The following is a 13,079-nucleotide window of genomic DNA, read 5'->3' on the forward strand; positions in this document are numbered from 1 at the left end:
GCCCCTTTCGCAAGATTCGCAGTTTCGCAGGATCCGAACGTAGCGATTCCGCAGGTTGGAGCTGTCGCATCGGTTCCGGATACGGGGAAGGCTGAGGCATCGACACCTTCGCTTCCCGCACCCGAGGAGTTCCGTGATCGAGCACGAGGTACGCGTCCGTCCCAGCGCCGACCGCCTTCCGCGCGAGCAGCAGCTCGCCTGGAAGCTGGCCGAGGCGGCCACCGGCACCGAACCGGCCTGCGCCCTCGACCCGCAGGCCGCCGACATGGCGGTGAACCGGATCGTGGACAACGCCTCCGTGGCCGTGGCCTCCCTGCTCCGCCGCCCCGTCGCGGTGGCCCGGGCCCAGGCCGCACCGCACCGGGCGGTGTCCGGTGCCTCCGTCTTCGGGCTGCCGCCGGACGTCCGGGTCTCCCCCGAATGGGCGGCCTGGGCCAACGGCACGGCCGTGCGCGAACTCGACTTCCACGACACCTTCCTCGCCGCCGACTACTCCCACCCGGGCGACAACATCCCGCCCCTGCTCGCCGTCGCCCAGCACACCGGCCGCTCGGGGGCCGACCTCCTGCGCGGGATCATCGCCGCGTACGAGGTGCACGTCGCCCTGGTCCGCGGCATCTGCCTGCACGAGCACCGCATCGACCACGTCGCCCACCTCGGCGCCGCCACCGCCTGCGGGCTCGGAGCGATGCTGGACCTCGACACCGCGACCGTCCACCAGGCGGTCCAGCAGGCGGTGCACACCACGACGGCCACGCGTCAGTCCCGCAAGGGGGAGATCTCCAGCTGGAAGGCCTACGCCCCGGCCTTCGCCGGCAAGGCCGCGATCGAGGCGGTCGACCGGGCGATGCGCGGCGAGACCTCCCCCTCGCCCGTCTACGAGGGGGAGGACGGCTTCCTGGCCTGGATGCTGAACGGGCCGCAATCCGCGTACACCGTCCCGCTGCCCGCCCCCGGGGAACCCCGGCGCGCGATCCTCGACACCTACACCAAGGAGTACTCCGCCGAGTACCAGGCGCAGGCGGTCATCGACCTGGCCCGGCGGATGCGCGAGAAGACCGGCCCGACGGCCGCGATCCGCGGGGCCGTCCTGCACACCAGCCACCACACCCACCACGTGATCGGCTCCGGCTCGGGCGACCCGCAGAAGTACGACCCGACGGCCGGCCGCGAGACCCTCGACCACTCCGTCCCGTACATCCTCGCCGTCGCCCTGGAGGACGGAACCTGGCACCACGAGCGGTCCTACGCCCCCGAACGCGCCCGGCGGCCCGCGACCGTCGCGCTGTGGAAGAGGATCTCCACGGTCGAGGACCCCGAGTGGACCCGCCGCTACCACCACCCCGACCCCGAGCAGCGGGCCTTCGGCGGGCGCCTGGTCGTCACCCTCGACGACGGCAGCGTCATCGAGGACGAGCTCGGTGTCGCCGACGCGCACCCGGCCGGCGCGCGCCCCTTCGACCGGGCCGCCTACACCGCCAAGTTCCGCACCCTGGCCGACGGCATCGTGACGGCCGACGCCCAGGACCGGTTCCTCGACGCCGCGGGCCGGCTCGCGGAGCTGGACACCGGCGGGCTCGCCGCCCTCTTTCCCGCGGTGGACACGGCCCGGACCGCCGCGTACGACGGAACGCTCCCGAAGGGACTGTTCTGATGCTGCACACCCGCACCACCGCGGCGGCCAGGCGCCGGAGCTTCCGCGAACAGCTCTCCTCGGGCCGGCTCCTGCGCATGCCCGGCGCGATCAACCCGTACTCGGCCCGCCTCGTCCAGGAGGCCGGCTTCGACGGCGTCTACCTCTCGGGAGCGGTACTCGCCGCCGACCTGGGACTGCCCGACATCGGCCTGACGACCTCGACCGAAGTCGCGGCCCGCGCCCAGCAGATCACCAGGACCACCGACCTGCCCGCCCTCGTCGACGCCGACACCGGCTTCGGCGAACCGCTGAACGCCGCCCGCACCGTCCAGCTCATGGAGGACGCGGGCCTGGCCGGCCTCCACCTGGAGGACCAGGTCAACCCCAAGCGCTGCGGCCACCTCGACGGCAAGGCGCTCATCCCCCTCGACGCGATGGTGCGCCGGGTGCGGGCGGCCGTCGCGGCCCGACGCGATCCCGACTTCCTCCTGATGGCGCGCACCGACGCCCGCTCCGTCGAGGGCCTGGACGCGGCGATCGTCCGCGCCAGGGCCTACGTGGACGCGGGAGCGGACGCGGTCTTCCCGGAAGCCCTGGGCAGCGAGGCCGAGTTCGAGGCCTTCCGCAAGGCCGTCGACGTACCGCTGCTGGCGAACATGACCGAGTTCGGCAAGGGCCCGCTGCTGTCCGCCCGCGCCCTCGAGGACCTCGGGTACAACCTCGTCGTCTTCCCCGTGACCCTCTTCCGCCTCGCCATGGGCGCGGTCGAGGAGGGCCTGCGCACGATCGCGCGGGAGGGGACCCAGGAATCCCTCCTCCCCCGCATGCAGACCCGCTCCCGCCTGTACGAGGTCCTCGACTACGAGGCGTACGGCACCTTCGACGGAAGCGTCTTCGACTTCACCCTGCCGCCCGGCACCTGACCCCACCGGAGTGAGCCATGACCGTCACAACGCCTGAGATCCACCGCGGCCTCGCCGGTGTGGTCGTCGACACCACCGCGATCTCCACGGTGATCGAAGAGACCAACTCCCTCACGTACCGCGGCTATCCGGTCCAGGACCTGGCCGCGCACCGCTCCTTCGAGGAGGTCGCGTACCTGCTGTGGCACGGAGAGCTGCCGGGAGCCGGCGAGCTGGAGCGGTTCCGGGCCCGGGAGCGGGCCCTGCGCCCCCTCGACCGCACCACCGCCGAACTGCTGGCCGGCCTGCCCCGGACCTGCCACCCCATGGACGTGCTCCGCACCGCCGTCAGCTTCCTCGGGGCGGAGGACCCCACCGAGGACGAGGAGGGCACCACCGGCCATCTCGCCAAGTCGCTGGGCCTGCTCGCCAGACTGCCCGTGGTCGTCGCCGCGGACCACCGTCGGCGGCTCGGGCAGGATCCCGTCCGGCCGGATCCGGAACTCGGGTACGCGGAGAACTTCTTCCACATGTGCTTCGGCACGGTCCCCGCTCCCGAGGTGGTCCGCTGCTTCGAGATCTCGCTGATCCTCTACGCCGAACACAGCTTCAACGCCTCGACCTTCACCGCCCGGGTGGTCACCTCCACCCTCTCCGACCTCTACAGCGCGGTCACGGCGGCCATCGGCGCGCTCAAGGGGCCCCTGCACGGCGGCGCCAACGAAGCCGTGATGCACATGCTCCGGGAGATCGGCGACCCCGAGCAGGCCTCCGACTGGCTCGACCGCGCCCTGGCGGACAAGCGCAAGATCATGGGTTTCGGCCACCGGGTCTACCGGCACGGCGACTCCCGCGTTCCGATCATGCAGGAGGCCACCGACCGGCTCGTCGCACGGGCCGCGAGCCCGGAGACGACCCGGCTCGCCGTACTGCACTCAGCCCTGCGCCAGGCGATGATCAGGCGCAAGGGCATCCACCCGAACCTGGACTACCCGGCCGCGCTCGCCTACCACCTGATGGGGTTCGACGTAGCCATGTTCACTCCGCTGTTCGTCATGAGCAGGGTCACCGGATGGACCGCCCACATCACCGAACAGCTCGCCCACAACGCGCTGATCCGCCCCCTGGGCATCTACAACGGCCCGGATCAGCGCCCGCTCCCCTGAGACGAGTCGTTCCGAGGTGCTCGTCCCCGGGGTTCAGCTCAGCTGGTCGCGCACGAGATCGAGGAACGCCTGCCGGCTCGGACGGATGTGCGCCCAGACCTTCTCGTCCTGTGGCTCTCCCGGGTCTTCGGGGCCCTTCCTGATCACGTCCTGTACGGCCGACGCGAGGCTGTGTGCCGCTTTGCCGACCTCGGGCGTACACAGGACGTGGATCGTCTTCTGCAGCACCCACACCCGGTCGATGACCTGCCGTGACCGGGCCGTCCACTGCTCGTCGGCCAGGTTGTGCTGATACCGGTCCACCGCGACCCGTTCGGCTTCCTGCACCGCGGACAGGAATTCGATGAGGTGGGTGAGACGCTCGTTGCGGCGCGCCTCGGCAAGTTCACGCACACTGCGGCGCGCCTCGCCGCGTTCCAGGGCGCGTCCTGCCGAACGCTGGGCCAGCATCGACATGAGCCCGCCGAACAGGACGCCGACGAGCGGCGCTAGCGTTGTCCACACGAGGTCCGACTATGACACACCGGTCGCACGGACACGGCACGGGGTTCGGGCCGTCCCGTGCCGGGCCTTCAGGACAGCCGAAGGCCCGGCAGGACGAGCGCAGTTGAGGGCTCCGGTCGCGCTCAGCTCAGCCGTGCGTGAAGTGCGGCGGACGCTTGTCCACGAAGGCGGACATGCCCTCCTTCTGGTCGGCGGTGGCGAACACGGCGTGGAACAGCCGGCGTTCGAACCGGACGCCCTCCGCGAGCGTGGTCTCGAAGGCCCGGTTCACGGCTTCCTTCGCCATCATCGCGACCGGCTTGGACATGTCCGCGACCGTCGTGGCCACGGCGAGGGCCTCGGAGAGCAGCTCGTCGGCGGGCACGATCCGGGAGACCAGCCCGGCGCGTTCCGCCTCCGTGGCGTCCATGGTGCGGCCGGTCAGGCAGAGCTCCATGGCCTTGGCCTTGCCGACGGCCCGGGTGAGGCGCTGGGAGCCGCCGATGCCGGGGATGACGCCCAGCTTGATCTCGGGCTGGCCGAACTTCGCGGTGTCGGCGGCGAGCAGGATGTCGCAGAGCATGGCGAGTTCGCAGCCGCCGCCCAGGGCGTAGCCGGAGACGGCGGCGAGGGTGGGGGTGCGGAGCTGGCCGAGCCGGTCCCAGGCGGTGAACCAGTCGGAGAGGTACATGTCCATGTAGCTCTGCGGGCGCATCTCCTTGATGTCCGCGCCGGCCGCGAAGGCCTTGGCGGAGCCGGTGAGGACGATGCAGCCGACGTCCGGGTCCCGGTCGAGTTCCTCCGTGGCGGCCACGACCTCCGTCATGACCTGCAGGTTGAGGGCGTTGAGGGCCTGGGGCCGGTTGAGGGTGAGGACGGCGACCCGGCCCTTGCGTTCGAGCAGGACGGTCTCGTAGGCGGTCATGCGGGGCTTCCCATCTGGTTCGGTCCGCCGGGACGGAGGGTGCGGACGATGGCCGAGAAGTCCAGGCCCGCACCCTCCCCCTCGGCGAAGTCGGCGTACATCTGCGCGGCCTTGAGTCCGAGCGGTGCGTCCACTCCGCCGGCCCGCAGGGCGTTCGCGGCGAGGCCCAGGTCCTTGGCCATCAGCGGGGCGGCGAAGCCCGGCCGGTAGTCGCGGTTGGCCGGGCTGGCCGGGACCGGTCCGGGGACGGGACAGTTGACGGTGAGGGCCCAGCACTGTCCGGAGGCGGTGGAGGCCACGTCGTACAGCGCCTGGTGGTCCAGGCCCAGGCTCTCGGCGAGGACGAAGGCCTCGCTCACCCCGATCATGGAAACGGCGAGGATCATGTTGTTGCAGATCTTCGCGGCCTGTCCGGCGCCGGCGGCACCGCAGTGCACGGCCTTCTTCCCCATGGCCGCCAGCAGTGGCTCGGCAGCGGCGAACTCGGCAGCGCCCCCGCCCGCCATGAAGGTCAGGGTCGCCGCTTCCGCACCCACCACTCCCCCGGACACCGGGGCGTCCAGCCCCCGGTGTCCTGCCTCGGCGACGGCCTCGTGCGCGGCCCGGGCGTCGGCCACGTCGATGGTGGAACAGTCGACGAACAGGGTCCCGGGCCGGGCCGCGGCGAGCAGACCCTGTTCCCGGTAGAGGGAGAGGACGTGCCGCCCGGCGGGGAGCATGGTGATCACCACGTCGGCCGCGGCGGCGGCCCCGGCGGCCGAGGGCGCCGGCTCGACGCCCGCGGCGGCAGCGGCGGCGAGCAGCTCGGGTACGAGGTCGAAGCCGAGGACGCGGTGGCCGGCCTTGACCAGGTTGGCGGCCATCGGCCCGCCCATGTGTCCGAGCCCGATGAATGCGACGGTGCTGCTCACCAGACGACCTCCTGCGGCGAAGTGGTCGCGACGAGCCCGAGCTCGTTCGCGTCGAGCGGGGCGAAGAACCGGTCCACGTCGGCCGGGGTGACGCCCTCCAGCGCGGCCGGGGACCAGCGCGGGTCGCGGTCCTTGTCGATGACCTGGGCGCGGATCCCCTCCACCAGGTCGGGCGAGGACAGTGCCGCGCAGGAGACCCGGTACTCCTGGGCCAGCACCTGCTCCAGCGGGCCGAGCCTGCGGGCCCCGCGCAGCGCGGCCAGGGTGACCTTGACCGCCGTCGGCGACTTGGAGAGCAGGGTGTCGGCCGCGTCCTTCGCGGCGGCCGGGCCCGAGGCCAGCAGCCGCGCCACGATCTCCTCGGCGGTGCCGGCGGCGTAGCAGTGGTCGATCCACTCGGCGCGCGCGGGGGCGAGGGTCCCGGGGGGCGGCTCCTGCACGTGCCGCCGGAGCACTTCGGGTACGGGGTCCACGGCCAGCTCCCGGGACAGCGCGGGCAGGGCCGCCGCCGGGACGAAGTGGTCGGCGAGCCCGCACAGCAGCGCGTCGGCGGCACCGACCGGGGCTCCGGTGAGTGCCAGGTGGGTGCCGAGCTCTCCCGGAGCCAGGGCGAGGAGGTAGGTGCCTCCGACGTCGGGGACGAAGCCGATGCCGGTCTCCGGCATGGCGATCCTGGAGCGTTCGGTGACGATCCGGACGCTGCCGTGGGCCGAGACCCCGACCCCGCCGCCCATGACGATGCCGTCCATGAGGGCGACGTAGGGTTTCGGGTAGCGGGCGATCAGCGCGTTGAGGCGGTACTCGTCCCGCCAGAAGTCCGCCGAGGCGGTGCCGCCGGTGCGGGCGTCCTCGTAGATCGCGCGGATGTCCCCGCCCGCGCACAGGCCCCGGTCCCCGGCGCCCTCGATGACGACGAGGGCGACGGCGGGGTCCTCGGCCCAGGCCGTGAGGGCCTGCTCGATGCGGAGCACCATGGGGTGGCTGAGGGCGTTGAGTGCCTTGGGGCGGTTGAGCGTGATATACGCGGCGTGGCCCTCGGTGCGCAGGAGGACGTGGTCGTGGTCGTGCGGGGCTTCGTGGTTCATCGCAGGGTCTCCGTGAGTCCGCGCGCGACGATGACGCGCATGACCTCGTTGGTGCCTTCCAGGATCTGGTGGACCCGCAGGTCGCGGACGATCTTCTCGATGCCGTACTCGCTCAGGTATCCGTAGCCGCCGTGGAGCTGGAGGGCCGCGTCGGCCACCGCGAACCCGGTGTCGGTGGCGAAGCGCTTGGCCATCGCGCACAGGCGCGGGGCCAGCGGGTCGCCGCTGTCCAGGGCCTCGGCGGCCTGCCGCACCAGCGCGCGGGCGGCGGCGAGTTCGGTGGCCATGTCGGCCAGCCGGAACTGGAGCGCCTGCGCGTCCAGGAGCCGGCGGCCGAAGGCCTCGCGGTCGGCGAGGTAGGACAGGGAGCGGTCGAGGGCGCTCTGCGCGCCGCCGAGGGAGCAGGCGGCGATGCCGAGGCGGCCGCCGTTGAGGCCGTTCATGGCGATGCGGAAGCCGTCGCCCTCCGCGCCGAGCCGCCGGTCGGCGGGCACGCGGACACCGTCGAGGACCACCTGACGGGTGGGCTGGGCGTTCCAGCCCATCTTCCGCTCGTTGGGCCCGAAGGAGACCCCCGGATCGTCGCGTTCGACGACGAAGGCGGAGATCCCGCCCGGGCCCTGCTCGCCGGTCCGGGCCATGACCACGTACACGTCCGAGGCGCCGGCACCGGAGATGAACTGCTTGACCCCGGTGAGCACGTAGTGGTCGCCCCGGCGTTCGGCGCGGGTGCGCAGGGCGGCGGCGTCCGAGCCCGCGCCCGGTTCGGTCAGGCAGTAGCTGCCCAGGGTCGCCGCGGAACAGAGGCCGGGCAGCCAGCGGGCGCGCTGGCCTCCGTCTCCGTAGCGGTCGATCATCCAGGCGACCATGTTGTGGATGGAGAGGTAGCCCGCGATGGACGGACAGCCCGTCGCGAGGGTCTCGAAGACGAGGACGCCGTCGCTGCGGGAGAGGCCGGAACCGCCGTGCTCCTCGCGTACGTACACGCCGGCGAGCCCGAGTCCGGCGGCCCGGCGGATGACGTCGACGGGGAAGTGCTTGTCCTGGTCCCAGGCCACGGCGTGGGGGGCGAGCTGCTCCTGCGCGAAGTCGAGGGTGACCTCGGCCAGGGCGAGCTGCTCCTCGGTGAGGGTGGTGGTCACGGCGCTCACCCCATCGTCGGGATGGTGAAGCTCGCGCCCTCCTTGACCCCGGAGGGCCAGCGCGAGGTGACGGTCTTGGTCCGGGTGTAGAAGCGGATCGAGTCCGGGCCGTGCTGGTTCAGGTCCCCGAAGCCGGACTTCTTCCAGCCGCCGAAGGTGTGGTAGGCGACGGGCACCGGGATGGGGACGTTGACGCCGACCATGCCGGTGTTGACCCGCCGGGTGAACTCGCGGGCGGTGTCGCCGTCCCTGGTGAAGATCGCCACGCCGTTGCCGAAGGGGTGCTCGCTCGGCAGCCGCAGGGCCTCCTCGAAGTCGGCGGCCCGTACGACGCACAGGACGGGACCGAAGATCTCCTCGCGGTAGACGCGCATCTGCGGGGAGACCCGGTCGAAGAGCGTGGCTCCCGCGAAGAAGCCGTCCTCGTGGCCGTCCAGGGAGAACTCGCGGCCGTCGACGACGAGTTCGGCTCCCTCGTTGACGCCGATGTCGACGTAGCGGCGCACCCGGTCGAGGGCGTCCCGGCTGACCAGGGGACCGAAGTCCGCGCCGGGGTCGTCGGACCGGCCGATCCTCAGCGTGCCGATGCGGTCCTTGAGGGCCGCGACGAGGCGGTCGGCGGTCTCCTCGCCGACGGGCACGGCGACGGAGATCGCCATGCAGCGCTCGCCCGCCGAGCCGTAGCCGGCGCCGATCAGGGCGTCGACGGCCTGGTCGAGGTCGGCGTCGGGCATCACGATCATGTGGTTCTTGGCCCCGCCGAAGCACTGGGCGCGCTTGCCGTGCGCGGCGGCCGTGGCGTAGATGTGCGCGGCGATCGGCGTGGAGCCGACGAAGCCGAGGGCCTGCACGCGGGGGTCTTCGAGGAGGGTGTCGACGGCCTCCTTGCCGCCGTTGACCACGTTCAGGACGCCCGGCGGCAGACCGGCCTCCAGGAACAGCTCCGCGAGGCGCAGCGGTACGGACGGATCGCGTTCGGACGGCTTGAGGATGAACGCGTTGCCGCAGGCCAGGGCGGGCGCCGCCTGCCACAGCGGAATCATGGCCGGGAAGTTGAAGGGGGTGATGCCGGCGACGACGCCGAGGGGGCTGCGCAGGGAGTGCACGTCGATGCCGGTGCCGGCGTTGTCGGTGAACTCCCCCTTGAGGAGGTGCGGGATGCCGGCGGCGAACTCCACTACTTCCAGGCCGCGTTGCAGGTCCCCGTGGGCGTCGGCGACGGTCTTGCCGTGCTCGGCGGACAGCAGCCGCGCGAGGGAGTCCCGCTCACCCTCGACGAGCTGGAGGAAGCGCAGCAGGACGCGGGCCCGGCGCTGCGGGTTCCACCGCCCCCACTCCGCCTGCGCCTCCTCGGCGTTGGCGATCGCCGCCTCGGTGTCGGCGCGTCCGGCCAGCGGGACACGGGCCTGGACGGCGCCGGTGTTGGGGTCGTACACGTCGGCGAAGAGCCCGGACGTGCCGGTGGTGTGCTTTCCGCCGATGAAATGGGTGAGTTCACGGACCATGGATGCCTGCTCTCGTCAGGTTGGATCCGGGGATGGCACGGCAGGCCGGCGGACGGCACCCGGGTGTGGGTGCGCCGCTGCGGGGAAGCCGTGAGAACTACGAGCGCGGGAAATCGGTGTGCGCGCGCTCCGCCGGATCACCAGGGTCGTGGGTACAAACCGGTGCCATGCGTGTCTGCTCCATCCTCGTGGACAACACGGAACAATCCGCGGCCGGTATCCTGACTCCCGGATCCCCGCGCGCCGCCCGCCTTCCCGACCGACCTCGTCAGTGGCGTGTGGATGGCAGCACACTCCCCGGTCACAGTGGCGGGACCGTGCCGGTTTCTCACCGGCTTCCCTGCACCGCGGACCTTGTGCCACGAACATATAGTTGGACGTCCTAGTAAGTCCAGACCCACCACTCGGGCGGGCCTGGAGTCGCGGCATGCGCCTCGTCTTGCGGGATCCGCTTCCGGCACATGCCCACCAGACCGTACGATGCGTCCTGCTCCGGCCCACGTGGCGGGAGCTCACAACCGAATGCACGTACAACTGGGGGAAGCCGGTGGGAATCCGGCGCTGACCTGCAACCGTGAACGGGCCGGAAGGCACCGTGAGCCGGACTGCCCGGGGTGCGATGCGTACTGCTTCTCACTGTCATGGTCTGCAGCGCGAAGCCCCCACCCCGGGCCTGCGTCCCCTGCCCCTTCCCTCGTGGAAGCGAGCAGGGGACGGGCACACGGGGCGGAGGGGCCGTCGGCTCGGACCCGTCGTCCCCCTCCGGAAGAAGGCACCATGCGCCGGCTCCTCGCCCGCCGTTCAGTGATCACCACCGCCGCCCTCGGCCTCGCGCTCGCCACCGCTCCGGCCGTGGCCGAGGCCGCCCCCAAGCCGAACACGAACGCGGCCGTCAAGGTCGGCCTCACCGTTCAGGGCCCCAACGGGCTGCTGTTCAAGGGCAAGATAAAGACGAAGGGCCACGACGTCACGACCAGCACCGGCGGCACCCACAAGTGCGACGGCACCAACGGCGGCGCCAACCCGTCCAAGGTCCCCACCCCGACGGCCGCGCTCGACGACGCGGCGCGCCTGAACTACTTCGCCTGGGACGGCACGTGGTACGCGTCCTTCGACGACTTCTCCGTCGACACGATCAAGAACGTCAGCGGCGGCGGCTCCGCCTACTGGAGCATCGCCGTCAACGGCACCCCCACCCCGGTCGGAGGCTGCCAGTTCAAGCTCAACGCCGGCGATCAGGTGTCCTTCACCTGGACGTCCTTCTAGGCCCTCGTCACGCCGCCCGTGCCTCCCACGGTGCGGCGGAGCGGGTTGCGGGTTCCGGGCCCGCGACCCGCTCCGTCGTCGACGTGATCAGGCGCCCCAGCGCAGGGCGATGGTGTCGCCCACGTTGACGACCTTCTCGCGCAGCGCCCCGGCGAAGGAGGATCCGTCGACGCTGACCTTCCAGGTGTTCGAGCCGCTGTTGGCCTTGCCGTTGACCGTCGTGATCGTGCCGGTCCCGGAGGACGGGGTCACACCGGTGACGCAGCCGGAGGGGGTGGCGGCCGAGGTCGCGGCAGCCAGCACGTCGCCGAGCGTCGTGGTCGTACCGGTCGGCGTGAACGCCACCGAGCAGACCTTGAGGTTGCCGGCGCCGTCGTCGACGGTCAGCGCCAGCTTGGTCGCCGTACCGGCGGTGAACGTGGACTGGGCGACCCACTGCGGGGCTCCGGGAGTGACCGGGACGGGCGGAGCCGTGGTGAACCCGCCGCCGGCGACGGCGCGCAGGGCGTCGATCGACGCGTAGGCCGTGGGCGTGGTGTCGGAGGGCTTGTACTTGAAGCCGCCGGCCGGGTTGTACTGGTTGGCGATGAGGAAGTCGACCGGGGTCTTGCCGCTGCCGGTGAGGAAGTCGCCGGTCTGCGGGTTGAAGCCGCAGGCGTTGAGGCCCGCCACGCCCCAGCCGTTGGAGCTGGTGTTGACTCCGTACAGGGAACTGAAGGCGCCGTTGGTGGAGACCAGGGTGCTCTTGAGGAAGTTCTTCGCCTGGACGACGTCGGTGTCGGTGTTCGGGACACCGGAGACGCAGAGGGCCGCCATGGCCGCGCCCGTCATGTCAACGTCGCTCGCGGAGTTCAGGACCGTGGGGTTGCCCTCGGCCTTGTTGAAGGTCCAGCCGCCGTCCACGTGCTGGTTGGCGCGGATGCGGGTGACCATGGAGTCGGTCAGCGCCTGCGGGACGCGTGCCCCGCCGGCCTGGGTCTTGGCACCGCCCAGCGAAAGAGCGGCGAAGACGGTGCCGTTGAAGTTCCCGGACGGGCCGAAGTAGCCGGCTTCGGCGGTCTGCCAGTAGGAGTAGACGTGGGCGATGAGGTTCCGGGAGGCGGAGACGCGCGCCGGGTCGATGCCGGCCGCGTACGCGTTGAGCGTGCCGCGCTCGTAGTCCGTGACCACCGGGGAGGCCTGCGGCCAGCCCGCCGTGGACAGCAGGTTGCGGTAGACGGTGCGCGCGTTCTTCGTCGTGTCGCCGCCCGGGTAGACGTCGACGACGGCCGTGCCGGTGGCCGCGAACGCGCTGAACGCCCACTCGTTCGACAGACCGCTGCCCGCGTACGAACCGTCGGCGGCCTGGAGGGACTTGAGATAGGCCACGCCGTTGGTCTTGGACGTGGCGATCTGGGCGGGCGAGGACGTGGCGAAGGCCGGCAGGGCCGTGAGGGCGAGGGCACCGAGTGCTGCGGGCACCGCGAGCGCGAGGTGGCGGGAGGTACGGGTATGGGACATGGCCTGCTCCTGGAATGGGGGACGCCGACCCGGCCGTGGCTCGTGCGGGCGGGCAGCCCGGAGCTCGGCGGCGGCCGTCCGAACGCGTGGTACGGCTTGTGAGGTGACTCGCCAGATGGGCATTCGGGCTCGGCGACGGCCCCCTGCCGTCCCACACCGCTGCGCGTCAGCCCCGGATTCGCACCGGGTTCCCCCACGTGGCAGCCCAGGACGCTACCCGAGTGATCAACCCTCCGCCAGCCACGGTGCCGGGGACCGATGCGAGCGCCGCCGGAGCGGTGTCACATGAGACGCAGACCACCTTGACGCTGTCTTTATCCCCGTGGTCCACTCCGACTGATGAGCACTCAGCTCCAGGGGAAGCCGGTCGAAATCCGGCGCTGACCCGCAACCGTAGGCCCGGTTCCGTCCGGGCGAGTCGGAATGCCTGGAGCCGGATTTTTGCAGCGAGAAACGCCGTCGCGGACTACGGCGTGGTTCGAACGGGCTTCCCTCATGGCCGTACCGGCGCCGTGGAAGCCCCTTTGCCACGCACTGGTCCGCCCGGCCGACACGAGG

At 71.7% G+C, this 13,079-nt stretch carries 11 protein-coding genes and 4 riboswitches; of the genes, 4 read left to right on the forward strand and 7 right to left on the reverse strand.

Annotated features, from left to right (window positions below; genetic code table 11):
- The first annotated feature begins 133 nt into the window (after nucleotides 1–133).
- Genes ACIPW5_RS02825 through ACIPW5_RS02835 form a run of 3 tightly spaced genes read left to right on the forward strand, consistent with a single transcriptional unit; the run spans nucleotide 134 to nucleotide 3,704 of the window.
- A complete protein-coding gene (locus ACIPW5_RS02825; protein ID WP_401239412.1) occupies nucleotides 134–1,654 on the forward strand; it encodes an MmgE/PrpD family protein in 1,521 nt (506 codons plus the stop codon).
- Nucleotides 1,654–2,559 carry a methylisocitrate lyase gene (gene prpB / locus ACIPW5_RS02830; RefSeq protein ID WP_401239415.1) on the forward strand — a complete coding sequence of 302 codons (906 nt, stop codon included), beginning with the start codon at nucleotides 1,654–1,656 and terminating at the stop codon, nucleotides 2,557–2,559. Before ACIPW5_RS02825 ends, prpB begins: the two co-directional genes overlap by 1 nt.
- A 17-nt stretch (nucleotides 2,560–2,576) precedes the next feature.
- A complete protein-coding gene (locus ACIPW5_RS02835; protein WP_401239418.1) occupies nucleotides 2,577–3,704 on the forward strand; it encodes a bifunctional 2-methylcitrate synthase/citrate synthase in 1,128 nt (375 codons plus the stop codon).
- Between the two features lie 33 nt (nucleotides 3,705–3,737).
- On the opposite strand, the gene ACIPW5_RS02840 is transcribed toward ACIPW5_RS02835, so the two are convergent.
- From ACIPW5_RS02840 to ACIPW5_RS02865, 6 genes are all read right to left on the reverse strand, one after another.
- On the reverse strand, nucleotides 3,738–4,160 hold the full coding sequence (locus tag ACIPW5_RS02840; RefSeq protein ID WP_401239421.1) for a hypothetical protein: 423 nt from the start codon (nucleotides 4,158–4,160) through the stop codon (nucleotides 3,738–3,740).
- Between the two features lie 175 nt (nucleotides 4,161–4,335).
- A complete protein-coding gene (locus ACIPW5_RS02845; RefSeq protein WP_401239424.1) occupies nucleotides 4,336–5,112 on the reverse strand; it encodes an enoyl-CoA hydratase in 777 nt (258 codons plus the stop codon).
- The gene (mmsB, locus tag ACIPW5_RS02850; protein ID WP_401239427.1) at nucleotides 5,109–6,023 is read right to left on the reverse strand and encodes a 3-hydroxyisobutyrate dehydrogenase; all 915 of its coding nucleotides are present in this window, start codon (nucleotides 6,021–6,023) and stop codon (nucleotides 5,109–5,111) included. The genes ACIPW5_RS02845 and mmsB overlap by 4 nt, the downstream gene beginning before the upstream one ends.
- The gene (locus ACIPW5_RS02855) at nucleotides 6,020–7,108 is read right to left on the reverse strand and encodes an enoyl-CoA hydratase/isomerase family protein (RefSeq protein ID WP_401239429.1); all 1,089 of its coding nucleotides are present in this window, start codon (nucleotides 7,106–7,108) and stop codon (nucleotides 6,020–6,022) included. Before ACIPW5_RS02855 ends, mmsB begins: the two co-directional genes overlap by 4 nt.
- Nucleotides 7,105–8,259: an acyl-CoA dehydrogenase family protein gene (locus ACIPW5_RS02860; protein ID WP_401239432.1), complete on the reverse strand. Its 1,155-nt coding sequence runs from the start codon at nucleotides 8,257–8,259 to the stop codon at nucleotides 7,105–7,107. Before ACIPW5_RS02860 ends, ACIPW5_RS02855 begins: the two co-directional genes overlap by 4 nt.
- Nucleotides 8,256–9,755, reverse strand: coding sequence for a CoA-acylating methylmalonate-semialdehyde dehydrogenase (locus tag ACIPW5_RS02865; protein ID WP_401239435.1), 1,500 nt, complete (start codon nucleotides 9,753–9,755; stop codon nucleotides 8,256–8,258). Before ACIPW5_RS02865 ends, ACIPW5_RS02860 begins: the two co-directional genes overlap by 4 nt.
- 193 nt (nucleotides 9,756–9,948) lie before the next feature.
- A riboswitch (cobalamin riboswitch) is annotated at nucleotides 9,949–10,134 on the reverse strand.
- A gap of 158 nt (nucleotides 10,135–10,292) precedes the next feature.
- Nucleotides 10,293–10,366, forward strand: a riboswitch (cobalamin riboswitch).
- A gap of 166 nt (nucleotides 10,367–10,532) precedes the next feature.
- On the opposite strand from ACIPW5_RS02865, the gene ACIPW5_RS02870 reads away from it, so the two are divergent.
- Complete coding sequence (locus tag ACIPW5_RS02870) at nucleotides 10,533–11,021, forward strand: DUF4430 domain-containing protein (RefSeq protein WP_401239438.1); 489 nt, start codon at nucleotides 10,533–10,535, stop codon at nucleotides 11,019–11,021.
- Nucleotides 11,022–11,108: 87 nt separating this feature from the next.
- On the opposite strand, the gene ACIPW5_RS02875 is transcribed toward ACIPW5_RS02870, so the two are convergent.
- Nucleotides 11,109–12,521 (reverse strand): hypothetical protein, encoded by a 1,413-nt coding sequence (locus tag ACIPW5_RS02875; RefSeq protein WP_401239439.1) that lies wholly within the window; start codon nucleotides 12,519–12,521, stop codon nucleotides 11,109–11,111.
- A 96-nt stretch (nucleotides 12,522–12,617) separates the two neighbouring features.
- Nucleotides 12,618–12,757: riboswitch (cobalamin riboswitch) on the reverse strand.
- 121 nt (nucleotides 12,758–12,878) lie between these two features.
- A riboswitch (cobalamin riboswitch) is annotated at nucleotides 12,879–12,949 on the forward strand.
- Nucleotides 12,950–13,079 lie beyond the last annotated feature (130 nt).

Source organism: Streptomyces sp. NPDC090077 (genome assembly GCF_044747545.1).
GTDB lineage: Bacteria > Actinomycetota > Actinomycetes > Streptomycetales > Streptomycetaceae > Streptomyces.

Coding starts and splice junctions, on each gene's coding strand:
- prpB (WP_401239415.1), top strand. CDS start 1,654: ATGCTGCACACCCGCACCACCGCGGCGGCCAGGCGCCGGAGCTTCCGC.
- ACIPW5_RS02835 (WP_401239418.1), top strand. CDS start 2,577: ATGACCGTCACAACGCCTGAGATCCACCGCGGCCTCGCCGGTGTGGTC.
- ACIPW5_RS02840 (WP_401239421.1), bottom strand. CDS start 4,160: ATGTCGATGCTGGCCCAGCGTTCGGCAGGACGCGCCCTGGAACGCGGC.
- ACIPW5_RS02845 (WP_401239424.1), bottom strand. CDS start 5,112: ATGACCGCCTACGAGACCGTCCTGCTCGAACGCAAGGGCCGGGTCGCC.
- ACIPW5_RS02855 (WP_401239429.1), bottom strand. CDS start 7,108: ATGAACCACGAAGCCCCGCACGACCACGACCACGTCCTCCTGCGCACC.
- ACIPW5_RS02865 (WP_401239435.1), bottom strand. CDS start 9,755: ATGGTCCGTGAACTCACCCATTTCATCGGCGGAAAGCACACCACCGGC.
- ACIPW5_RS02870 (WP_401239438.1), top strand. CDS start 10,533: ATGCGCCGGCTCCTCGCCCGCCGTTCAGTGATCACCACCGCCGCCCTC.
- ACIPW5_RS02875 (WP_401239439.1), bottom strand. CDS start 12,521: ATGTCCCATACCCGTACCTCCCGCCACCTCGCGCTCGCGGTGCCCGCA.